Source organism: Pallidibacillus pasinlerensis (assembly GCF_009996845.1).
Taxonomy (GTDB): Bacteria; Bacillota; Bacilli; order Bacillales; family Caldibacillaceae; genus Pallidibacillus; species Pallidibacillus pasinlerensis.
This window is the reverse complement of sequence record NZ_JAACYS010000010.1, coordinates 38234-61605: the sequence shown is the minus strand read 5'-3', so window position 1 is coordinate 61605 and position 23372 is coordinate 38234. Positions and strand designations below refer to the sequence as shown.

24 protein-coding genes and 1 pseudogene are annotated in these 23372 nt (G+C 35.7%); 15 read left to right on the top strand and 10 right to left on the bottom strand.

The features are described 5' to 3' along the window. The first annotated feature begins 188 nt into the window (after nucleotides 1–188). The 3 genes from GW534_RS03955 (at nucleotide 189) to GW534_RS03945 (ending at nucleotide 4583) form a co-directional block, all read left to right on the top strand. On the top strand, nucleotides 189–2792 hold the full coding sequence (locus GW534_RS03955) for a calcium-translocating P-type ATPase, PMCA-type (protein ID WP_161919751.1): 2604 nt from the start codon (nucleotides 189–191) through the stop codon (nucleotides 2790–2792). Between the two features lie 301 nt (nucleotides 2793–3093). Further along, nucleotides 3094–3531: a UPF0236 family transposase-like protein gene (locus tag GW534_RS03950; protein WP_246203911.1), complete on the top strand. Its 438-nt coding sequence runs from the start codon at nucleotides 3094–3096 to the stop codon at nucleotides 3529–3531. Between the two features lie 689 nt (nucleotides 3532–4220). Continuing rightward, a complete protein-coding gene (locus GW534_RS03945; RefSeq protein ID WP_161919750.1) occupies nucleotides 4221–4583 on the top strand; it encodes a group I truncated hemoglobin in 363 nt (120 codons plus the stop codon). Between the two features lie 190 nt (nucleotides 4584–4773). Here GW534_RS03945 and GW534_RS03940 read toward each other — a convergent pair whose 3' ends face one another. From GW534_RS03940 to GW534_RS03925, 4 genes are all read right to left on the bottom strand, one after another. Further along, on the bottom strand, nucleotides 4774–6348 hold the full coding sequence (locus GW534_RS03940) for an L-lactate permease (RefSeq protein WP_161919749.1): 1575 nt from the start codon (nucleotides 6346–6348) through the stop codon (nucleotides 4774–4776). Nucleotides 6349–6392: 44 nt separating this feature from the next. Beyond that, nucleotides 6393–7325, bottom strand: coding sequence for an L-lactate dehydrogenase (locus GW534_RS03935; protein ID WP_161919748.1), 933 nt, complete (start codon nucleotides 7323–7325; stop codon nucleotides 6393–6395). Nucleotides 7326–7894: 569 nt separating this feature from the next. Next, complete coding sequence (locus GW534_RS03930; protein WP_202630817.1) at nucleotides 7895–8311, bottom strand: PAS domain-containing protein; 417 nt, start codon at nucleotides 8309–8311, stop codon at nucleotides 7895–7897. Nucleotides 8312–8328: 17 nt separating this feature from the next. After that, nucleotides 8329–9042, bottom strand: coding sequence for a methyl-accepting chemotaxis protein (locus GW534_RS03925; RefSeq protein WP_246203909.1), 714 nt, complete (start codon nucleotides 9040–9042; stop codon nucleotides 8329–8331). Between the two features lie 329 nt (nucleotides 9043–9371). Here GW534_RS03925 and GW534_RS03920 point away from each other — a divergent pair, with 329 nt between their 5' ends. Further along, complete coding sequence (locus GW534_RS03920) at nucleotides 9372–9845, top strand: YwnF family protein (RefSeq protein ID WP_161919746.1); 474 nt, start codon at nucleotides 9372–9374, stop codon at nucleotides 9843–9845. 77 nt (nucleotides 9846–9922) lie between these two features. Here the strand turns inward: GW534_RS03920 and GW534_RS03915 are convergent, their stop codons facing one another. Beyond that, nucleotides 9923–10180: a DUF1450 domain-containing protein gene (locus tag GW534_RS03915; protein ID WP_161919745.1), complete on the bottom strand. Its 258-nt coding sequence runs from the start codon at nucleotides 10178–10180 to the stop codon at nucleotides 9923–9925. Between the two features lie 330 nt (nucleotides 10181–10510). Here GW534_RS03915 and GW534_RS03910 point away from each other — a divergent pair, with 330 nt between their 5' ends. Continuing rightward, entirely contained in the window at nucleotides 10511–11419 is a 909-nt protein-coding gene (locus tag GW534_RS03910) for a chemotaxis protein (RefSeq protein WP_161919744.1), read from the top strand. A gap of 78 nt (nucleotides 11420–11497) precedes the next feature. On the opposite strand, the gene GW534_RS03905 is transcribed toward GW534_RS03910, so the two are convergent. Beyond that, on the bottom strand, nucleotides 11498–12619 hold the full coding sequence (locus GW534_RS03905) for an AI-2E family transporter (RefSeq protein ID WP_161919743.1): 1122 nt from the start codon (nucleotides 12617–12619) through the stop codon (nucleotides 11498–11500). A 99-nt stretch (nucleotides 12620–12718) separates the two neighbouring features. Here GW534_RS03905 and GW534_RS03900 point away from each other — a divergent pair, with 99 nt between their 5' ends. Further along, nucleotides 12719–12991, top strand: a complete 273-nt coding sequence (locus GW534_RS03900) for a hypothetical protein (protein ID WP_161919742.1) — start codon at nucleotides 12719–12721, stop codon at nucleotides 12989–12991. Between the two features lies 1 nt (nucleotide 12992). On the opposite strand, the gene GW534_RS03895 is transcribed toward GW534_RS03900, so the two are convergent. Next, nucleotides 12993–13340, bottom strand: a complete 348-nt coding sequence (locus tag GW534_RS03895; RefSeq protein WP_161919741.1) for a spore coat protein — start codon at nucleotides 13338–13340, stop codon at nucleotides 12993–12995. A gap of 54 nt (nucleotides 13341–13394) precedes the next feature. Then, the gene (locus GW534_RS03890; RefSeq protein WP_161919740.1) at nucleotides 13395–13673 is read right to left on the bottom strand and encodes a hypothetical protein; all 279 of its coding nucleotides are present in this window, start codon (nucleotides 13671–13673) and stop codon (nucleotides 13395–13397) included. Between the two features lie 219 nt (nucleotides 13674–13892). Here GW534_RS03890 and GW534_RS03885 point away from each other — a divergent pair, with 219 nt between their 5' ends. Then, nucleotides 13893–14810 (top strand): proline dehydrogenase family protein, encoded by a 918-nt coding sequence (locus GW534_RS03885; RefSeq protein ID WP_161919739.1) that lies wholly within the window; start codon nucleotides 13893–13895, stop codon nucleotides 14808–14810. Between the two features lie 95 nt (nucleotides 14811–14905). Here the strand turns inward: GW534_RS03885 and GW534_RS03880 are convergent, their stop codons facing one another. Together GW534_RS03880 and GW534_RS03875 are read right to left on the bottom strand one after the other, a co-directional pair. Then, nucleotides 14906–15112: a VOC family protein gene (locus GW534_RS03880; protein ID WP_202630816.1), complete on the bottom strand. Its 207-nt coding sequence runs from the start codon at nucleotides 15110–15112 to the stop codon at nucleotides 14906–14908. After that, nucleotides 15099–15407, bottom strand: a complete 309-nt coding sequence (locus GW534_RS03875) for an aldehyde dehydrogenase family protein (protein ID WP_161919738.1) — start codon at nucleotides 15405–15407, stop codon at nucleotides 15099–15101. Before GW534_RS03875 ends, GW534_RS03880 begins: the two co-directional genes overlap by 14 nt. Nucleotides 15408–15475: 68 nt before the next feature. Between GW534_RS03875 and GW534_RS03870 the strand changes: the two are divergent. From GW534_RS03870 to GW534_RS03835, 8 genes and pseudogenes are all read left to right on the top strand, one after another. Continuing rightward, nucleotides 15476–15688 (top strand): annotated as a pseudogene (locus GW534_RS03870) (IclR family transcriptional regulator domain-containing protein); the annotation flags it as partial. Between the two features lie 198 nt (nucleotides 15689–15886). Beyond that, the gene (locus GW534_RS03865; RefSeq protein WP_161919737.1) at nucleotides 15887–18271 is read left to right on the top strand and encodes a 3-hydroxyacyl-CoA dehydrogenase/enoyl-CoA hydratase family protein; all 2385 of its coding nucleotides are present in this window, start codon (nucleotides 15887–15889) and stop codon (nucleotides 18269–18271) included. A gap of 61 nt (nucleotides 18272–18332) precedes the next feature. Further along, nucleotides 18333–19508: an acetyl-CoA C-acetyltransferase gene (locus GW534_RS03860; protein ID WP_161919736.1), complete on the top strand. Its 1176-nt coding sequence runs from the start codon at nucleotides 18333–18335 to the stop codon at nucleotides 19506–19508. Nucleotides 19509–19697: 189 nt separating this feature from the next. Further along, nucleotides 19698–21482 carry an acyl-CoA dehydrogenase family protein gene (locus tag GW534_RS03855; RefSeq protein ID WP_161919735.1) on the top strand — a complete coding sequence of 595 codons (1785 nt, stop codon included), beginning with the start codon at nucleotides 19698–19700 and terminating at the stop codon, nucleotides 21480–21482. 178 nt (nucleotides 21483–21660) lie between these two features. After that, entirely contained in the window at nucleotides 21661–22017 is a 357-nt protein-coding gene (locus tag GW534_RS03850; RefSeq protein WP_161919734.1) for an arsenate reductase family protein, read from the top strand. A gap of 83 nt (nucleotides 22018–22100) precedes the next feature. Continuing rightward, nucleotides 22101–22481: a glycine cleavage system protein GcvH gene (gene gcvH, locus GW534_RS03845; protein WP_161919733.1), complete on the top strand. Its 381-nt coding sequence runs from the start codon at nucleotides 22101–22103 to the stop codon at nucleotides 22479–22481. A gap of 182 nt (nucleotides 22482–22663) precedes the next feature. Then, nucleotides 22664–23026: a toprim domain-containing protein gene (locus GW534_RS03840; protein ID WP_202630815.1), complete on the top strand. Its 363-nt coding sequence runs from the start codon at nucleotides 22664–22666 to the stop codon at nucleotides 23024–23026. Between the two features lie 37 nt (nucleotides 23027–23063). Further along, complete coding sequence (locus GW534_RS03835) at nucleotides 23064–23366, top strand: thioredoxin family protein (RefSeq protein ID WP_161919758.1); 303 nt, start codon at nucleotides 23064–23066, stop codon at nucleotides 23364–23366. The last annotated feature ends 6 nt before the right edge of the window (nucleotides 23367–23372 follow it).

Here is a 23372-nt window from a genome sequence, read left to right as displayed (position 1 = left end):
ATAAATTTAAAAAGTTTACTCCTATATATCATTAATTGTTGCGTTATAATTAGGAAAATATTTCCTGATTATAACGCTTTTTTGTTTTTCTAAATTTTGGATAAATAAGTTTAGGAAGTTCTATACATAAAAATTCCAATTGATAAAACTATATAATTATGGAAGTTAACGGAAAAGGAGAATGAGTGATGACGCATTTTTATAAAAAGTCCATTCAAGATACATTAAAAGAATTAGGCATTACAGAACAAGGTTTAACGAATGTAGAAGTGGAAAAAAGAAGACAACAATACGGCTTTAATGAATTGGAAGAAGTAGAGAAAAAAAGTACAATCCAAGTGTTTTTTGACCAATTTAAAGATTTTCTTGTCATTATATTATTAGTGGCTGCAATGGTTTCTGCGTTTATTGGTGAATTTGAAAGTTCAATTGTCATATTAGTTGTGTTAATTTTAAATGCGATATTAGGAACAGTTCAACATGTTAAAGCTGAACAATCTTTAAATAGTTTAAAAGCCTTATCATCCCCATCTGCGAAAGTTTTGCGTGATGGGAAAAAGGTCGAAGTCCCTTCAAAAGAAGTTCTTGTTGGGGATGTATTATTTTTAGAAGCAGGGGACTATGTTAGTGCGGACGGTCGAGTCATTGAAAGTGCTAGTTTACAAATTAATGAAAGTTCATTAACGGGTGAATCAGAAAGTGTAAATAAGACGGTTGAAGCGATTCCGGAAGAAGTCGGCATTGGGGACCGAACAAACATGGCCTTTTCAGGTAGTTTTGTTACTTATGGTCGGGGAACGATGGTTGTAACGGGGATTGGCATGAATACAGAAATTGGTAAAATTGCCAAATTATTAGGTAGTGCAAAGGAAAAGAAAACACCGTTACAAGTGAGCCTCGATAATTTCGGTAAAAAGTTAGCCATCGTAGTTATTATCATTGCGATTGTCATTTTTGCACTCGATATGTTTCGCGGACGGGAATTAGTTGATTCTTTTATGTTTTCCGTATCATTAGCTGTTGCAGCAATACCGGAAGCCTTAAGTTCCATTGTAACGATTGTTCTTGCCTTTGGAACACAAAAGCTTGCTAAAGAGAATGCGATTATTCGTAAACTTCAATCCGTTGAAAGTTTAGGGAGTGTGTCAGTCATTTGTTCTGACAAAACAGGGACATTGACACAAAATAAAATGGTCATCCAAAAACTATATGTCAATAATCAAATTATTGATAAACATACTTGGAATGTGAATAACGAGTTTGGAAAAAAATTTGTTACGATGTCGATTTTATGTAATGATGCGATTACTGATGATGGGAAGGAAATAGGTGACCCAACTGAAGTTGCAATGGTTAATTTAGCTGAAAAAATTGGGTTAGATGATGAATTGGATATACGGAAACAATATCCGAGGATAGCGGAAGTGCCTTTTGATTCTGATCGTAAATTAATGAGTACAGTACATAACATTAATAATGAAATACGGATGATTACGAAGGGGGCGCCTGATGTACTCCTTAGTCGAGTTGTAAAAATGGCAACATCAAATGGAATTCGAGATTTAACCGACGAGGATCGGAATAATATTTTACAAGCCAATCTTGAATTTTCTAGAGGGGGTCTTCGTGTATTAGCCCTTGGTTATAAAGTACTTTCGGACCACCAAAATGTCTCACCTAATGATGAATATGATTTAATTTTTGTAGGACTTTTAGCGATGATGGACCCACCGAGACCCGAGTCGAAAGATGCGGTAGAAAAAGCAAAGGCCGCAGGTATTACACCGGTTATGATTACGGGAGACCATAAAGTGACTGCTTCAGCTATTGCGAAACAAATTGGTATTTTATCTGAGGGCGGAGAAGCGGTTGAAGGTGCAGAAGTAGAGAAAATGAGTGATGAAGAGTTACGGAAGCGTGTGAAAAATATATCTGTTTATGCCCGGGTTTCACCTGAACATAAAATTCGTATTGTTAGGGCTTGGCAAGATACAGGGCACCTCGTTGCCATGACTGGGGATGGAGTTAATGATGCACCAGCCTTAAAACAATCGGATATTGGAATTGCGATGGGGATAACGGGTACTGAAGTTGCTAAAGATGCGGCCGCCATGGTTTTAACGGATGACAACTTCTCTACTATTGTGAAAGCAATCTCTAACGGTCGAAGCATTTATGCTAATATAAAAAATGCAATTAAATTTTTACTATCAGGGAATACGGCGGCCATTATTACTGTGCTGTTTGCTTCATTAGGTGGTTATCCCGTTCCTTTTGCTCCAGTACAACTATTGTTTATTAACTTATTAACGGATAGTTTACCTGCAATCGGAATTGGATTAGAGCCGATGGATCCAAGTTTGATGAAACAAAAGCCACGGAATATTAATGAACCATTATTAAATAAACGGTTTATGACAGAAGTTCTTATCGGTGGCGTTATTATTTCCATTAGTGTTATAGCTGCCTTTTTAATCGGCCTACAAGTCGATGATGGAGGGTTAACTGCCATGACAATGGCCTTTGCTACCCTTTGTTTATCTCGCTTACTGCATAGTTTTAATTGCCGTACGAATCAATCGATTTTTAAATCAGGTATATTTAAAAATAAATTTGTATGGGGAGCAGTCATTGTCGGCATCCTATTATTAGCACTAGTTATCTTTACCCCAGGGGTAATGGGAATTTTTGAAGTTGTTCCATTACAAGCAAACCAATATTGGACAATTTTAGGTTTATCATTATTACCTTTAGTTATTATTCAAATGTATAAATTGATTTTGAATAAGTAAATTGTTGTTTATGTATAGCTGTCTTATAGGCAGCTTTTTCTTTTGTGAAATTAAAAGTGACATAAATTTCAAAAGTAAGTTTGTATTTTTATTAACAAGTCAGTCGTATGAGTAAAATTATTGTGGGCGGAAATAAATTTTGTCCCCTTCATTTAGTGAACGAACGTAGTGAGTTCACTAAATGAAGGGGCAAGCAAGCGGAAGCGCGGTAGGAAAAAAGCAGATATAATGAAAAAGAGGGTACTCCTTGGTAGAATGATAGTCAACCAAAACAACCATTACCGAGAAAGGAGTATCCCTCATGGAAAAGAATATCACAAAATATCCAAATTTAAAAGAAATTGAGCAAATGGTTTGGAGGCAATTACAAGATACCTTCTCCAGCGTTATGAAAAATATTTTGGAGGATATGGATCAACAGATTGCAGAAGAACGAGATAAAAAACGCTATCGACTCATTGATAAAAGAAAATATCATATAACTAGTCTCTTCGGAGAGATTGAATTAAATCGTAATTATTACCGTGACCGGGAGACAGGGGAATATGTTTTTCTCCTTGATCGTTATTTAGAGTTTGAGGATGCAGGTTCTTTTAGCCCATTGATTGAGGAGGTAGCTATTGAATTAGCTGTTCAGGGACCTTCCTATCGAAAAGCAGCCAGTACGTTAGAACCCCTTTTAGGCTATCGGGTTATTAGTCATGAGGCAATCCGTCAACACTTACTCCACTTGATTTAATTTGTGGAGCAGATAAAGCCCTTTACCAAGCTAAATATAAAGGGCGTAACCGGGTTGAATGAATGACTAGACAAGAAAACAACTGCTCTTAATATTATTTTTAACCTGTATTTAAAATGAATCGTTATTTTTCAAAAAACGCCTCAGGGCGGCTAATTGTTAAGGATAGTCAGCATTTACTGTATCAGTTATCATTTTTGCAGAAACCAGTACACAAAATGTTAAAACAGTGAGTATCGCTTTCAGGTAGGTGAATTAGAAACTCAACAGGCCTCGGAGAGTGATCTTATATGTTAATGCACATAAAAAATTGTTCTAAAGCATAATGGAAAGACAGATTCTGTTTACACAGAGGAGAGGAACTTGTCCTAAAATATTGTTATGCAGCATGTAATCAACCGTTTCATCTCTAGAGTGTGACCACTTTTTTAAAGATATATTTAAAATATATCTTTTAACAAAAAGGTTAGTATATGATAAAAATCTGATCCCATTTGTGAAAAAAACAAAACTTTCTCCAGTACCGCCATATATTTATGATACACCACCAATTGTTATCAAAGATGGAGCTGATACTATTCCTCCTATGATAGGTTAATAAAACTTTTTAAGAGCCAACGTTATTTTGGTCAGTCAGCTTATATAAGTCTGAAAAATGACTTGCTGTCGCTGGTGAATTTCCTATTCCTATGGAACAAACCCTTTATGAAAAATTAGGCGGAGAAGAAGCCATTGCAAAAGTTGTGGATTATTTTTATCATGGACTGGTTCTAAAAGATGAAACGGTTAATCCCTTTTTTGAACATACAGATATGAAAAAACAAATTGGCCATCAAACAAAATTTATCAGCTTTGCGTTAGGTGGTCCCAACCAGTATTCAGGAAAATCTATGGCAAAAGCACATGAAGGAATGAATATACAGCCAGCCCATTTTGATGCTATTGTAAAACATCTTCACGATTCTCTTGCCCATTTTGGAGTAGATGAAGCAGATATAGATACGGCTCTAAGCAAAGTTGCTTCACTAAGAGATGATATAATGTATAAATAGAGGAAAAATACAGAATAGTTTTTGTCATATTAGACCCAAACTGATAATTATTTATAAAAAGTTGTCAAACACAACATAGATAAAAATTTGTGGACGATCAATTGAAAAGGATCTATGTATGAATTTCTGTATGCAGGAATCCCCCATACTCAACGAACATAGTGAGGATGGGGGATTAGTTGAGCTCATTTCAAAATAGGAACGATAATAGGAACGTCCAGATACAGACAAAGATTAACAAGCTTATGCTGTATTTTAAGGTCATTTTTGTTAAAGCGGCTTCGTTTCCCGTCTCTCCCACAGCTGCTGTTGCAATCGCGATAGACTGGGGAGAAATGAGTTTCGCCATGACTCCCCCTGCAGTGTTAGCAGAAACCAATAAAGACGAATTCGTCCCTATGATATTCGCCGCCGTAGCCTGGATGGGAGCAAACAACGTGTTGTTGTTTACGACTGACCCGGTCATAAATACGCCAATCCATCCTAATATTGGTGATAATAGCGGGAAGACATCTCCCGTCGTTGCCACTGCTTCACCCAATGCGTTAGTTAATCCTGCATAGGTCATTAATTTAGCAATTCCGAGAATGGCACATATCATCAAAATAGGGATCCAAAATTCGGAAACCGTTCTTTTAAAGAGCATGAACCCTTTTGAAAAACTTATAGATTTTGTCGTCAGAATGGTTATTAATCCTGCCAATAATATCGCTGTGCCTGTGGCGCTGATTAAATCGATGCTTGAACTCAGCGTGGAGCCGGGTATCCCGAATGTCAATTTAGTGAAATCCAGGGCTCCGCCCTCCATGAATAAACTTTTGAACGCCGGCAGGCTCCAAAGCAGGACGAAAATACTTAATAGGTAAAAAGGGGACCAGGCCTTGATGATCTCTCCAACTGGATGTTTTTTAACCTTAACTTCTTCATTGTTTAATAAGAAGATATGCTTTGGCTTCCATTTCCTTAAGAATAAAGCCAAGACTCCCATAGTCAATAAAGAAGGAATGATATTAGCCAATTCCGGGCCTAAAAATAAGGTAATGAGAGCCTGGGTGGCTGTATATGTACCTGATACGACCAATATGGCTGGCAATATTTCTTTAACCCCTTTAAATCCGTCAACTAACCAGATAAGTAGAAATGGAATGGTAAAATTAATAATAGGTAGGGTAAGAGTTGTCATCATGGACACATCCATGGAAGTCACGTTGCCTTCCAAATTTAACGTTCCTGTAATGGCAACCGGAATTCCAATGGCTCCAAACGCTCCTGAAGCAGCATTTGCAACCAGACAAAGCATGGCTGCTTGCAACGCATTGAACCCCAAAGAGACTAATAGAACGGCACAAATTGCGATAGGGACCCCGAAACCTGCAGCCCCTTCAAGAAATGCATTAAAACAGAAACCAATCAATAAAAGCTGCAGACGCTGGTCCTGTGAAATGCCGGCAATGCTTTCGCGCAATACATCAAATTTTCCTGATTCAACAGCAATTTTATATAGCCAAACCGCCATGACAATAATATACCCGATCGGCCATATTCCTTGAATGACTCCTTGTATGACACCTCCAATGGATTCACCAAAAGGCAAATCAAATATGACCAGTGAAATCAAAAAAGTAACACATAAATTCAATAGGGCGGCATTGATACCTTTCATCTTAAAGATTGTCAAACATAAAAGAAACAGAATGATCGGAATCGCCGCGACCAGAGATGAGATCAGCAGATTATCAAACGGATTGAACGTTTTCACCAACATGGCATATTACTCCTTTATAACCGATTTCCTTCTTTTACATGGAACTATTCCCAAAATGGCGTTTGAATCTCTTTCAATGTCTTGACGGAAAGGGCGAGCTTTTCTTTCTCAATGTCATTTAATGAAAGCTGGACGATGCTTTTTCTGCCTGTGCGGTTGATGATGGTAGGGACCCCGACATACACATTATGATGGCCGTATTCTCCTTCCAACAGGGATCCCACTGGCAATACAACTTCTTCATTTTGGAGGATTGCCTTTGTAATCCTGGCCAGTCCCATAGCGATTCCATAATAGGTAGCCCCTTTTAATTCAATAATTTTATAAGCTGCATCTCGTACCTGCACAAATATCTCTTCTTTTCTATCTTCTGACAAATCGGGTGCGATAGGATTCCCTGAGATATTGGCTGTGCTCCATACCGGGAGTGCGGAATCACCATGTTCTCCGATGATATAAGCATGGACGCTTGTCGGCGCTACACCGAATTCTTGACTCAATAAATAACGGAATCTCGCAGAATCTAAGATTGTGCCTGAACCAATCACCCTTTCCTTAGGTAAACCAGAAAATCTCCAGGTTGCATAAGCCAGGATGTCTACGGGGTTGGTGGCTATCAAGAAAATCCCGTTAAACCCAGCATCCATCACGTTTTTCACAATCGACTCAAATATCTTAAGGTTTTTGCTTACCAGGTCAAGTCGCGTTTCGCCTGGTTTCTGTGCAGCCCCCGCACAAATCACCACAATAGCAGCATCCTTACAATCCTCATAGGTGCCGAATCTGATTTTCATGGTGGAAGGGGCATAAACGATCCCATGGTTCAGGTCCATTACATCGCCTTTCGCTTTGGCTTCATTCATATCTACCATTACTAATTCGTCACATATCCCTTGGTTCATGATCGTATAGGCATAGCTTGATCCCACTGCACCTGTCCCAACTAGGACCACTTTATTTCCCAATGTAATATTCATCGTCATTACCTCCAGTTATCATTATGATTTAATATTCAGCATTTCCTGTTTGGTATTTATTATTTCCATCTTCTTAGCTACTAAACATATCCAGTTCTCAATTTGAATCAGGTGATATCTAAAACAGCATCGTTAGCAGTCTAGCTACCAGCAGCTTATTTGGTTCATTTCCTAGCGATTCATCGTACTTCCTTTCCTTATAAACTCGAAAATCTAAGTAAAATACTAACCAAGCACCCTGTTTGTGAAAAAAATCACAAATAGGGATAAAATAATATAGTGTTAGAGGATTAGCAGAAATTCTTTCTCATAAAAACTTAGTGAAACGTTTCACATAATGTATTTTACTACATTGTATAATATATGCAACAAGAAATTTAAAGATTTTTAGGTAGATTGGATTGGAACAGAAAATGACGTGTCAAGGAGTACCAGGATGGAAAAAAGAGCTATTATGGACGCACACGGTTTTAGTTACTAGTCTTGACAATGGTTTAATAATTCCTGTACCCTGATTAAATGTTCTTCAATGCCAGGGTCTCGAATCTCACAGGAAATGGCAAGAACTTTCAGCAATTCCCTTTGCGTTTCCACTTTTTATCCTCAGAAATGTATATACCTTGTTGTAATTGTTCCAATTCGCGGAAGACCCCAATATAATAGGTGCATCCCTCAATAACCACAGGGGTTATAGTGATGGAGGAATGCCATAATTCTCCCGACTTCTTTCGGTTTATCAACACCCCTGACCACGGCTTGTTTTGTTGCAATTCATACTTTAATGACTTATGTGTAGACTTGGGAGTGAGCTTTGATTTTAGGAAGCCGGCTTTTAATCCCACAATTCTATTTCTCGAATACCCTGTGATATTTTCATATTGTTCGTTAATATCTACAATGATGTGATTCTTGTCAGTAATAACAACAGCATCAGCTAACGCTAAATAGCTTGATAGTTGTATCGGTATTTTCTGCATAAGTTTCATTTATTAGATCGCTCCTATTAATCTAACTGTTGTGTAAGCATGGTTAAACTGTCTGCGGAAAGAGCGACCTCCTCAAAGGCCTTTCCTAATTCATTTATCACATTAGTGAGGGAGAGAAGTTCAGCTGCTATATTATCATTATGAATTTTCGTTTCTCTCATGGTTGAAAGGATCTGTTCAAAATGATCTTCTGTTTCCTTCATATAACTATTGCCGTCTGTTACGGCCTTTCTTATTTTCTCAAGAGAGTCCGTCAATTTTTGCACTTGAGAACTTGTGTCTGAAATCAAAGTGGATACGTTCGTTACGGATTTTTTCGTTTCCTCAGATAATTTCCTCACTTCTCCTGCTACCACCGCAAATCCTTTCCCATATTCACCAGCCCTGGCTGCTTCAATCGCCGCATTTAAGGATAAAAGGTTGGTTTGGTCTGCAATCCCAGTGACAATATTTATGATTTCTTGCATGCGTTTGGATATATCTAATAATACGTTCACATCATTTGAAATATCGTTGATGGCATCATTTATATTAAACATGTTGGAACTCTGTGTAGAAAGTTGTTCTTTTCCTTTATGGGCACATTCTTCTGCCAGAGTTGACAACGCTGTTCCCGAACTCGCGAGTGACATAATCTTATCGGATTGGGCATTCAACTCGTGAAATGAGGCATTCGTTTCTTCGGAAATGGCCGCAAGATTTTGTGAGGCACTTGCGACATTTTCTCTCATTAATAACTTTTGTTCTTCGACTTGCCTTCGTAAGCGATCGGTTTCAGCGTCGTATGCTTCAAGCATACCAGTTTACAAAGCATTAAAAGAGTTGTCTGGCTTTTAAAAAAGGCAAAATTCTTACCAAGAGAGTATCCTAAGAGTTTGAATCCGCTTTCAAATTTAAGGTGTGAAAAAAACTGCCTATAAATACTTGACTCAAACAAGTCAGTCCTTTCACTTCCCTTTTTAGCATATTTTTGGTTTAATTAGAATAAATTGAATCTAAAAGTTCTTTACTAAAAGAATAATATTGGATTAATATAGATTTTTTATAAAGGATGATGATATTGGATAACTTTTTAATGAATAGTTTTCCGGAAAATATAAAAAAGGAAATCGAACAAATTCAAAAGTTAATTTTACCCCTTGCTAAGAAAACCTCGAAATATATGTTCTGGACATTTCCACTCATAGGAATAGCTGTATTAAATTTAATTATGCTGCTATTTTTTACACCTAAAGATACAGATATATATATTATGTTGTTTATTTTTGCGATTGTAGGCGCCTTTGGCTTTGCTTTATTAAAAGAGGCAAAAATTAATCGTAAAGAAATTCAAAATATAGGTCTCCGCTACATTAAAGATAGAATTAATAAAAGTACAATTATGACTGAGGAGCGGAAAAAACATTATCTGCGCATTGTTAGCGACAAACCCGTTGCAGCGATGGAAAATTTTGTAAAGTTTCTACAAGAAGAAGATCGAATTAAACGGATGCGATACTTTAATGATTTTCGTTCAGATTCAGATGAAGAATAAATTTTAGGATGTCTAAAGGTCACTCCACATAATTGTAAAAAAATGTAGATGGAATGGCTTTTTGACATCCTTTCTTGTTACGAGATTTTTTCCCGAATAAGATTTATTAGTTCGTTCGGTTCATTGGCCTGTACATATTTTTTATTTAATATCGCATGGGGCTGACATGTACACTCATCACAGTAATCTAAACAATCCATTTCCTTTGCTTTTATCCCCTTTTCATCGATCAAGTCCTCTAATTTTTCTATCATTTCATCATCAAAAAACAAATCAAGATTATTTGTACAAACTTCCAATCTTGGTGTTTTTTTCCTAAAAGAAAATAATTTCATAGGCAATCACCGACCTTTTTAATGGTAGGGAATCCAATTTCTCGCAACCCTAGAATTAATTATGTTTTATTTTATTATACTATTTTTGTAATAGTTTTTATAATTTTATGTTTCTGGATACAGGTTGCGTATTTTATACTAAGTTTAATACATCGATTACAGGGTATTTACATAATTTGTCGAAATTTATCAATAAAAATGATAGATTAATGATAAAATATAAGTATATTAAACTTTAATTTAAAGTTAAAAAGTTACTACTTTTGTACCGATAAAATAAACAGTTTAATAGATTCTCTTTTAAGTATAGTAGGGTGGAGGAATATAAATATGGAAAATAAGGACGGAATTTTGTTACAAAGTGGGACAAATGAATTAGAGATTATTTTGTTTAAAATAGGCAATCAAAAATATGCCATTAACGTCTTAAAGGTTCGAGAAATTATTATGCCAGCACCGATTACAAAAATTCCAAATTCTCATGAAGCTGTGGAAGGGATTATAAACTTACGCGGAGAGATTATTGCTGTCGTTAATTTAGCGCAAGTTATTAATGCACCGTATGAAATTAGTGAAAGTGACCGCTTTATTGTAGCAGAATTGAACCAAACAAAAATTGCTTTCCGTGTTCATGAAATTGATCGAATAAGCCGTATTACTTGGAAACAAATTGAAAAGCCAAATGAATTAACAATTGGCGACCAACCATATGCAACTGGAATTATTAAACTGGATAATGATGAAATGTCTGTGTTATTGGATATTGAAAAAATAGTTGTTGAAATTAATCCAGAATTAGGTGGCAGTGCTGACAGCATTAAAGTACTTGGTCCTCGTGATCGTTCCTCGAAGAAAATTGTTGTTGCTGAAGATTCCGGTGTTTTACGTGCATTATTGAAGGACACATTATTAGAAGCTGGTTATGAAAATGTAACATTTTTCCAAAATGGGCAAGAAGCATGGGACTACTTAGAAAACTATGCTTCAGATGATACAATTAGTCCGACTGATAAAATTCACTTACTAATAACAGATATTGAAATGCCACAAATGGACGGTCACCATTTAACGTTTCGTGTGAAAAATCATTCAAAACTAAAAGATATTCCTGTTATTATTTTCTCATCTTTAATTACTGAGGATTTATATCATAAAGGTGAAGCCGTAGGAGCTAGTGCGCAAATTAGTAAACCAGATTTAGTGAATTTGGTAAAAGAGATCGATACATTTATTTTATAAAAAGAAATTTAATAAAAAGTTATATAAGTGAAAAAGGGTTGTCATGAGAAAGTAGGACAACCCTTTACTGTTTATCATTTATATTTCTTTCGGTGCTTCTGCTTCTAGTTCTTTTTTGTAATTTCGATGAAGTTTAATTAAACGTACAATATTTAACACAATTGTTTTACATACGGCGTACACCGGTACCCCAAGAATCATACCTAGTACCCCAGCGAGATTTCCAGCAACTAATAAAATAATGATGATTGTCGCTGGATGTGTGTCTAAACGCTTTCCAATAACAAGCGGTGAGATAAGATTACTTTCAATTTGTTGTGCAATCACTGCCACAATAATAACAAGCCCAACCATTAATGGTGATTCGAACATTGCAACAATAACAGCTGGTGCAGCCCCTAAAATTGGTCCGAGATATGGAATAATATTAGTTAAGGCAACCGCAATTGCTAAAATTAAAGCATAATCTAAACCAATGATTAAATAACCAATATACGATAATGTACCAACACATAGAGAAACAATCATTTGCCCTTGAATGTATGCAGCTAATGTGTCGGTTGTATCTTTTAATATTAATAAACCTTCTTTACGATAAGAACTCGGAATGAATCGCATAATCGCATTTGGTAGCTTGTGCCCATCTTTAAGTAAAAAGAATAGGAGAAATGGGACAGTTACGACGACGACTGCCATATTTGTTATAACCCCGAAGAGTCCTGAAATACTACCTGTAATTGTCGACGGAATTGCTGTTAAATAGCTGGATAAAGAATTCATAATTTGGTCGATTTCGACATATTGCTGTGTTTGTACCCAATGAAAAGCTTCCGAATGGATAACTTCTTCAATAAATAGTTGAATTTCGTTAATAAAGAATGGAATATCGTTAATTAATTCTTTAATTTGTCGTGTGATTATTGGAACGACAGTAGCAATTAAAAATACAAGTAACCCAATGAATAAAAGGTAGAGTATGATAATGCCTATTGTTCGTGGAACCTTTAACTTATTATGGACTATAGAAACGAGCGGATTAAATAAAAAGTAAAGGAACCCAGCAATTAATAATGGGAAAAATAGGGTGGACATAAAAACAACTACTGGATCAAATAAAAAGGAAATTTTCGTTAGTATGTAGATTATCGCTACTATTAATAAAATTTCTAAAGTCCAAAATTGCAATTTTGACTTGAACAATGCCGTATACTCCTTCCGATTCAATATACATTAATAATAATGAAAAAAGTGGCAGATATCCAATATTTTCTGATTTATTTTGTAAAGTTTTTATAAAGTATGAAAAGAGCTGAGGTTGTAGAGGGAAATTTATTATATGAAGAAAATCTCTATTTTAAAAATAAAGAAGGAGTTGTCCATAAAGTCACTTTTCCGAACACTTTTGATTTAAGACGTCGTTCAGTTGGCGGACGCTTCTGCGGGCGTGGATTGAGCCTCCTCGCCACGCAAGCTCGCCTGCGGGGCTCAAGACTCACGCTTATCCCGCTAGAGTCGCCGCCAATTTTACTTAAAAATGTTGGTATTTTGACTTATTGGACAACCCCTATGTAATTTACTGCAAATGCTGATTATTGTAAGGAAACTGGTTCGTATAGCCTTGGAATTGCTGGTAGGATTGTTGCAGCTTTTGGGTTTCGGCTGCATCAAAGCCATACCACCCTTTTTTAAACATCAATTCAAATAATTCTCGCTGACTATTTTGCGTTTCCGTGAATATGGAAAGGATATCTTGATATAAAGACTGATGACTTGCCTCATTTAAAGCGGTACTATAAGCATCGGTTAAGTACTTTTCCGTTGCCAACATATCATTAGCAAAATCGCGATCGTTCATTTGTGGCGATTTTTCTATTTGTACTGCAGGATTTTGAATTTTATTTGATTGATTTTGTTGATTCATTTTTAACCTCCTTTTTAGTTAGAGACTTATAGAGATATGGGTTTGAAAATATATTTATTGTTGTTTGCCGACCATTGGTGGTGGTTGATTGCTTTGCTTATTTAAATGTTGCAGTATTTTTTGATAATGTTTTTGATGCATCATTCCTACTTTATCTATAGCAGCTTTAATTTCAGGATCTCGGCAATGTTGAGCATAAAAATGAGCCTTTTTCATCGCTAATAAATTCCAAGAAAGCATGTCTGTTAAATATAAAGAATCTTTTACTGTTACAACTTCCGGGGGAGTCATCATCATTGGTTGCCCGCTTTGCTGCATATGTTGTTGATTCATGTTAAACCTCCTTAAACAAATTTTTATCAAATATAGGTTTCCATCTATATCAAAAACTATGTAAAAATTTAAGAAGGTTTTTAAGTTGGGAAAAAGAAAAAATATATTTTAATTCCGAAAACGTTTCCATATACGTTGTTTTTATTCTGTGATAAAATTATATGAGTATAAACTTTTTTAAAATTCAATAATTTTTGTTTTGCAAGGGGGAGATGCAACGTGGAAAACTTGTTACGTAATTTCTTCTTATTTTTATCAAAAAATAACACATTAACTAGGTTGGCTAAAAAATATGGCCTGCGTCTAGGGGCATCCCGATTTGTAGCTGGTGAAACGGTTGACCAGGCTGTTGAAGTGATAAAAGATTTGAATCAAAAAGGTCTAGTCGTCACAGTTGACTACTTAGGTGAATTTGTGAATAGTGAAGCAGAAGCAAATAATATGACAGATCAAACGATAAAAACAATTGAGGCGATAGGTAAGGAAAAACTAAATGCACAAGTTTCCTTAAAATTAACTTCTTTAGGTTTAGATATATCAGAAGAGTTAGTTATGAGTAATTTTAGGCGCATTATTGATAAAGCGAGAGAACATCAAGTGTTTGTTACAATTGATATGGAAGATTATGAGCGTTGTGAAAAGACGTTGCAAATCTATAAAACTTTTAGAAAGGAATATGAACATTTAGGGACGGTTATCCAAGCTTATTTATACAGGGCTGAAGATGATATAAAAGACTTAGATACATATTCTGCAAGTCTGCGCCTCGTAAAAGGAGCTTATAAAGAATCTTCAGAAGTTGCTTTTCCTGAAAAAAAAGATGTAGACGATAATTTTAAAAAAATCATTCGGATTCATATGGAAAATGGAAATTTTACAGCTGTTGCAACCCATGATGATGCGATCATAGAATATACGAAACAGTTAGTAGAGGAATTAGACATTCCAAAAGAAAAATATGAATTTCAAATGTTATATGGTATTCGGACAGATCGGCAAATGGAGCTTAGCGAACAAGGATATCCATTGCGTGTATATGTACCTTATGGGACAGACTGGTATGGTTATTATATGAGAAGACTTGCCGAACGACCGGCGAATGTATGGTTTTTAATTAAAAATTTATTTAAGCGATAAATTATTGATTGATGTAATAGTGTAATTCTTGATTTAGAATACAATATTATAGCCCCAACCGTTTTAAAAGTAGAAACAGTTGGGGCTTAAGTTAATTATTTATTTTTAACTAGTTCTTTTGTTTTAATATCTGGCGTTCCGTATGTGAAGTAAGTATCTGGTAGTGGTGCACCGTAGAAAATAATCGCTCTTTCTAGTTCATTTTCGGTCCAAGTAATCGGTTCCCACTCAGGGTCAAAGATTAAGTATCCTGAATCACCGAATAATTCAACGCGGTTACCACCAGGCTCAAACACATACATACAAAGGGCTTGGGATACCTGTATTTAACGTTTCTAAAGTAGCTAATTCAGCTTTTCGCTCTAAAATCAAATCGCCCACTTTACGTAAAATTTTTGAACGTTCTTGAGTAGTTAGTTTGCTCCACTCACCTTTAAGTGATTTTCGGACAGTTGAGACAGCTTCATCTTCTTTCGAACCTTTAGCGACATAACCGAGTACTTCTTCCGTTGCCGGGTTAATGTTTTCGAATGTTTCTTCATTTTTAAATGGAATATAATTCCCATTAGAAAAATCGTCTTCGAACAAATCTATCAACTCACTTCAGTAAAAAATGCAATGAAAATTTTCAAATGTTGCTCCTTGGCTGAGACGCAACGAGCAGTGAAGAGATTACAGAAGGAACAAGGTCAGTAGCAGCACCAATTCGCGATTGGAAAGGTAAAGTCGTCTCAGCTCTCACAGTAGTTGGTCCAATTCAGCGTATGCAAGATTATAAAATTCCAACAATTATTAGGGTTGTAAAAGAGGCGGCCAAAGAAGCATCAGAAAGATTAGGATATGATGAAAGATTTATCCGAAAAACTATAAATATATAATAATAAAGGAAATAAAATACGAAATAATAACTGTTTTAGGCAATAATTTAATTGATTTTTCATAAAATAAAATAAATATAAACTTTTATGTTGCAATGTTGAAAAAATTCTTATATATTAAATTATGTAGACGAAGTTCTCTTTTTTTAAAATAATAATGAATGAGTGTTCATTCAAGAAAGCAAAGGGGGAAGAAAGTTGGTACAACAGATTAGAAAAGCAGCTGTAATCGGATCGGGGGTTATGGGGTCTGGTATTGCTGCACATTTAGCAAATATCGGAATACCTACATTATTATATGACATTGTCCCTTCTGAACTTACGAAAGACGAAGAAGAAAAAGGATTAACACTTGATAATCGTCAAGTTCGTAATCGAATTGTTGAAACAAATAAACAAAAACTATTAAAGCAAAAACCTGCTCCATTAACTTCTAAAGATAATATTGCTTTAATAGAGTCGGTAAATTTAGAAGATGATTTAGAAAGATTAAAAGAAGTAGATTGGATTATTGAGGTTGTTACTGAAAGACTTGATATAAAGAAATCCGTCTTCGAAAAAATAGATAAGTATCGTAAACCAGGTAGCATTGTAAGTTCAAATACATCCGGTATTTCTGTAAATGCTATGGCTGAAGGTCGTTCTGAAGATTTTAAAAAGCACTTTTTAGGCACTCACTTTTTTAACCCACCACGTTATTTGAAATTATTGGAAGTAATTCCAACGAAGGATACGGCTCCGGAAGTTGTTACATTCATGCAAAAATTTGGAGAAGATGTACTCGGCAAAGGAGTCGTATTAGCAAAGGATACACCGAACTTTATTGCTAACCGAATCGGGACATATGGTTTGTTAATTACATTACGTGAAGTTTTGCAAAACGGCTACTCCATCGGAGAAGTAGATTCTGTTACAGGACCATTAATTGGTCGTCCAAAAAGTGCCACATTCCGTACTTTAGATGTAGTAGGATTAGATACTTTCGTACATGTGGCAAACAACGTTCGTGAACAAGTAGAAGGAGAAGAAAAAGAAGTATTTACAGTTCCTGAACTGCTAGAAAAAATGCTAGAGAAAGGCTGGCTTGGTTCAAAAACAGGTCAAGGCTTTTACTTGAAAAAAGGTAAGGATATTTTAGAGTTAAACCCTAAAACGTTAGAATACGAACCTCGCAAAAAAATGAAAACGCCATCAATCGAACTAGCGAAGCAACAAAAAGGAACGAGCGCAAAATTAAAAACATTAATTTATACCGATGATCGTGCAGGACAACTATTATGGAATGTTTTTGCACCTACATTAATATATAGTGCAGAACTTCTATATGAAATTGCTGATGACATTGTCTCAATTGATAATGCAATGAAATGGGGATTTGGTTGGGAACAAGGACCATTTGAAGCTTGGGATGCAATTGGAGTAGAAAAATCCATTGATCGGATGGAAAAAGAAGGTTTAGCCGTTCCAGGTTGGGTCAAAGAGATGGTTGGAACAGGCTTTACTTCCTTCTATAAAGAAGAGGAAGGTACTGTATATTATTACGATCATGGTGAATATAAACGAGTTCCGCAAAACGAAAAGGAAATTAACTTACGATTGCTGAAAAAGCAAAATCGAGTCATTCAGAAAAACTCAGGTGCAAGCTTAATCGATATAGGCGATGGCGTAGCTTTATTAGAGTTCCATTCACCTAATAATGCAATTGGTTTAGATATTATTCAAATGATTAATAGAGCAATTGATGAAGTTGAGAAGAACTACAAAGGATTAGTTCTTGCAAATCAAGGTAAAAACTTCTGTGTAGGTGCAAACATTGCGCTAATGCTTATGGAAGCTCAAGATGATAACTTTGATGAACTTGATTTCGTTATTCGCCAGTTCCAACAAGCGATGATGAAAATTAAATATAGCGCAAAACCGGTCGTGGCGGCACCACATCAAATGGCTTTAGGTGGTGGAGCAGAAGTTATTTTACCTGCTGCAAGAATTCAAGCTTCTCCAGAAAGTTATATCGGACTTGTTGAAGTTGGCGTTGGTTTAATACCTGGTGGTGGCGGAACTAAAGAATTATACATTAAACATTTAAATAGCCTTCCAAAGGGTGTCAAAGTCGATTTACAAAATGTAGCTAATAAAGTGTTCGAAACAGTTGCGATGGCTAAAGTTTCAACTTCTGCTGAAGAAGCAAGAGAAAACGGCTTCTTGAACAACTTGGACCGTATTAGTAAAAATCCAGATCATCGTATTTACGATGCTAAACAATGGGTTATTGAACTACATGACAATGGCTATGTACCACCAGTTCGAAAGAAAGTTCCAGTCGTTGGTGAAACTGGATATGCAACATTACTATTAGCTGCTCAAGGAATGCATTTATCTGGTTATATATCTGAATATGACCTTCATATTGCTAAAAAATTAGCATATGTGTTAGCTGGTGGAAACTTACCTTATGGTACAAAAGTCGACGAACAATATTTATTAGATTTAGAAAGAGAAGCGTTTATTAGCTTAATTAGTGAAATAAAAACGCAACAAAGAATGCAATACATGCTTATGAAAGGTAAGCCGTTACGTAATTAATTAGGTAAGCATAATCGAAACACGAAATTAATTGCAATCTAGTAACAAAGGGGGAACTAAAATGAGAGAAGCGGTGATCGTCTCCGGTGCACGTACACCTGTCGGACGGGCAAAAAAGGGGACACTTGCCAACGTCCGTCCGGATGATTTAGGTGCTTTAGTAGTGAAAGAAACGTTAAGGCGAGCAGACAATTATGATGGACCAATTGACGACTTAATAATGGGATGTGCTATGCCTGAAGCAGAACAAGGGTTAAATATAGCTAGAAATATAGGCGCATTAGCTGGGGTACCATATACGACACCTGCAATTACAATAAATAGATTTTGTTCATCAGGATTACAATCAATTGCCTACGGTGCTGAGAAAATCATGCTTGGTGGTGCAGAAGCAGTTCTCGCAGGTGGAGTGGAATCCATGAGTATGGTGCCAATGACAGGAAATGTGATTCGCCCAAATGCGAAACTAGCAGAAACAGCACCGGAATACTATATGAGCATGGGACATACAGCGGAACAAGTTGCAAACAAGTATGGCATTACTCGTGAAGAACAAGATGCGTTTGCTGTTCGTAGTCATCAAAGGGCAGCTGAAGCAATTAAGAATGAAAAATTTAAAGAAGAAATTGTCCCAGTTGATGTGACGATTCGGTCTGTAGATGAAAATAATAAATTGGTAGAAAAACAAGTTGTATTTGATACAGATGAAGGAGTTAGACCAAATACAACGATGGAAGTTTTAGCAAACTTAAGGCCTGCTTTTGCTGCTAAGGGTTCGGTAACGGCTGGGAACTCTTCACAAATGAGTGATGGTGCAGCAAGTGTCCTATTAATGGACCGTGAAAAAGCTGAAGCTGAAGGGTTAAAGCCACTAGCAAAATTCCGTTCCTTTGCTGTTGGTGGCGTACCACCAGAAGTAATGGGAATTGGTCCAATTGTAGCGGTACCAAAAGCATTAAAATTAGCTGGTCTGGAACTGTCAGATATTGGACTATTCGAATTAAATGAAGCTTTTGCTTCCCAGTCCATTCAAGTTATTCGTGAGTTAGGTTTAGATGAAGATATTGTCAATGTGAACGGTGGTGCGATTGCTCTCGGTCACCCACTCGGATGTACAGGTGCAAAATTAACATTATCACTTATTCATGAAATGAGAAGAAGGGACGTCCAGTTTGGTGTTGTGACAATGTGTATCGGTGGTGGAATGGGAGCCGCCGGAGTCTTTGAATTATTATAGGAATTATAGTTTCTAAGATTTAAATAGATTACCTTTATCTTCAATACACTCAAACACTCAATCTGACAAACGCGACCTTAAAAAAGAATAAAAATGTTGGGCTTCTCGTATATAAAATACGTGAAGCCCAACAAAACCAATAGACAATTGATTACGAACAAAGAAATTTTTATAAGGGGGAAGTTTAATATGTCAAAATCTGTAGAACAAGTAGTGAAAGGCGGAAGCTTTCTAATTGATGAAATTCGTCCAGAACAAGTGTATACACCCGAAGATTTCACTGAAGAACATGAAATGATCGCAAAGACAACAGAGGAATACGTTGAAAATGAAGTTTTACCAGTTATTGAAAAGTTGGAAAATCACGAATTTGACCATTCAGTACGATTACTAAAAAAAGCTGGTGAACTCGGATTACTTGGTACAGATGTACCTGAAGAGTATGGTGGGTTTGGACTAGATAAAATAACGTCTGCATTAATTGCAGAAAAAATGGCCCGTGCTGGTGGGTTTTCAATTTCCCATGGTGCCCATGTAGGGATTGGTTCCTTACCGATCGTATTGTTTGGAAATGAAGAACAAAAGAAAAAATATTTACCAAAATTAGCCACAGGTGAATTGTTAGCAGCTTATGCATTAACGGAACCTGGTTCAGGATCTGATGCACTTGGAGCGAAAACAACTGCAAAATTAAATGCAGATGGTACACATTATATTTTAAACGGGGAAAAACAATGGATTACGAACGCTGGTTTTGCTGATGTGTTTGTCGTATATGCGAAAATTGATGGTGAGAAATTCACAGCTTTCATTGTAGAACGTGAATACCCTGGTGTATCAGTCGGTGCAGAAGAAAAGAAAATGGGGATTAAGAGCTCATCAACTCGTACATTAATTTTAGAAGATGCACAAGTACCGGTTGAAAATGTTCTTGGTGAAATTGGTAAAGGTCACAAAATTGCATTTAACATTTTAAATATTGGACGTTATAAACTTGGTGTTGGCGCAGTCGGCGGTGCGAAAAGTGCCTTTGAAATTACCGTTAAATATGCAAATGAACGCAAACAATTTCATACTCCAATTTCTAGCTTCAATTTAACAAAAGAAAAATTAGCAACTTTAGCTTCAGAAATTTATGCTGCAGAAAGTGCTGTATATCGCACAGTAGGTCTTTTTGAAGAAAAAATGAAGCAACTAACGGAAGAAGAACAAAAAGACGGTAAAGAAATTGCTGCAGCAATTGCGGAATATGCAATTGAGTGCTCACTAAACAAGTTCTTTAATACAGAAGTGTTAGATCACGTAGTTGATGAAGGTGTTCAAATACATGGTGGATACGGTTTTATGGAAGAGTATGAAATTGAGCGTGCATATCGTGACTCTCGTATTAACCGTATTTTTGAAGGAACAAACGAGATTAACCGTCTACTAGTACCAGGAACTTTTGTAAGAAAAGCCTTTAAAGGTGAGTTACCATTACTAGAAAAAGCACAAAGCCTTCAAGAAGAAATTATGATGTTAATGCCTGAAGAGCCAGGTGATGAACCATTAGCACAAGAAAAATATTTAGTGCGCAATGCGAAAAAAGTTGCTTTAATGTCAGCTGGACTTGCATTACAAAAATACGGTCAAGAACTTGATAAAGAACAAGAAATTTTAGTGAATTTTGCTGATATTGTTTCGCACATTTATGCAATGGAATCCGTTGTTTTACGTACTGAAAAAGCAATTGAGCGTGACGGATTAGAAAACAGCAAACAAAAACTACTTTATACTGAGATTTTCTGTCAAGAAGCCTTTAACCGAATTGAAAGTGATGCAAAAGAAACAATTGTTGCAGTTGCAGATGGAGATAATTTACGTATGATGTTATCAGCTTTACGTAAATTAACACGCCACAATCCAATTAATGTAATTGCGAAAAAGCGTGAAGCGGCAGCAACGATAATTGAAAAAGAGAAATATGTTGTTTAATGATCTTCAAATTAATAATAAAATATGTTTTAACTTGAAGGGGCTGGCATAAATGTCAGTCCCTTTAATGAGTTTGAATGATTATTAAATAGTCAGGAACTATATAAATTCGTTAATGTACGCATTCGTGATATAATATCAGTATATATTAATAAATAGTATTATTGGTGGTGTTAAAATGGCATTAACTTTTTACTGGTATCCGAAATGTGGTACATGCCGAAAAGCAAAAAATTGGCTCGATGAACATCAAGTTGAATATGAAGCTATACATATTATTGATAATCCGCCTTCAAAAGAACAGTTAGAAGACTTGTACAAAAAAAGCGGATTAGAATTGAAAAAGTTTTTTAATACAAGTGGTAAAAAATACCGTGAACTTGGATTAAAAGACCGTGTTAAAACATCAAGTGAGGAAGAATTACTTGAATTACTTGCATCCGATGGTTATTTAATTAAACGACCAATTGTAACTGACGGAAATAAGGTAACTGTCGGTTTTAAAGAAGAAGAATTTGCAAAAACTTGGAATTAACTACTTAATATATTTCTATTGCAAGACAAAGATTACTTCTTGTATGATGGGATTAACTACATATTTTAATTGGAGGGATAGTCATGGCTTTACCAAAAGAATTACGTTATTCAGAAGAACATGAATGGGTAAAAGTTGAAGGAAATACTGTTCGCGTCGGTATTACTGACTTTGCTCAATCCGAGCTAGGAGATATTGTTTTCGTTGAATTGCCAGAAGTAGGTACGGAATTAAAAGTGAACGAACCATTTGGCAGTGTTGAGTCTGTTAAAACTGTCTCTGAATTATACGCACCAATAAGTGGTAAAGTTGTTGCGGTTAATGAAGAGTTAAACGATAGCCCAGAATTAGTTAATGAATCTCCATATGAACAAGCATGGATGATTGAACTAGAGGCTACTGACTTAAGCGAAGTGGAAAAGCTTTTAACACCGGAAGAGTATGATAAATTAATCAGTGAATAAAGAGTGAGATATTTTTTGGTTTTAAGTCCATATTGAAACGTCTGAATCAATCAGACGTTTTTGTTTTACCCATATTATAGTGTGAAAGTTTTTTTTGGAATTTCGTTCACTTTTTATTTTTTACACATAATTTATGAGTAAACAAGTTTCTGTTTTTAATTAAAAATAAACAGGTGATCAATATGATTCGATTTGTTGAAAAAGTAATAATCGTGGAAGGTAAAACGGATAAACGAAAGGTCGAAAATGTTGTAAATGAACCGGTGGAAATAATTTGTACGAATGGAACGTTAAGTTTAAGTCGATTAGATGAAATTATTGATTGCTTATACGACAAGGAAGTATTTATACTTGTAGATGCGGATAATTCAGGAGAAAAGTTGCGTAAACAATTTAAGCGGGAGTTTCCTGAGGCAAAGCATTTGTATATTGATCGCACGTATCGCGAGGTAGCAACAGCACCAGATAAGCATATTGCATCCGTTTTACTACAGGCGAACATACATGTTCATACAAAATTTTTAGTAAATAATATAAGATGTTAATGGATATAGAGACTTCAATAAAGGATGAACTTACTTGATGGAACAATGGACAAAGGAATTATTTTTTCAGCATTTAAATAGTGGAAAAAAGGGTGCGTTTTATTTATATACACCGATGTGTGGTACGTGCCAATTAGCAGGAAAAATGTTAGAAATTGTAAATAAAACAATGCCGGATTTCCCCTTAGGAAAAGCAGATTTAAATTATTTACCAGATTTAGCAGAAACCTATCATATAGAAAGTGTACCATGCCTTTTAATTTTTCATGAAGGAGAAATTAAAGAAAAAATATACGCCTTCCATTCGGTTACGTATATATACGAAAAATTAAACGCATAAAAATAA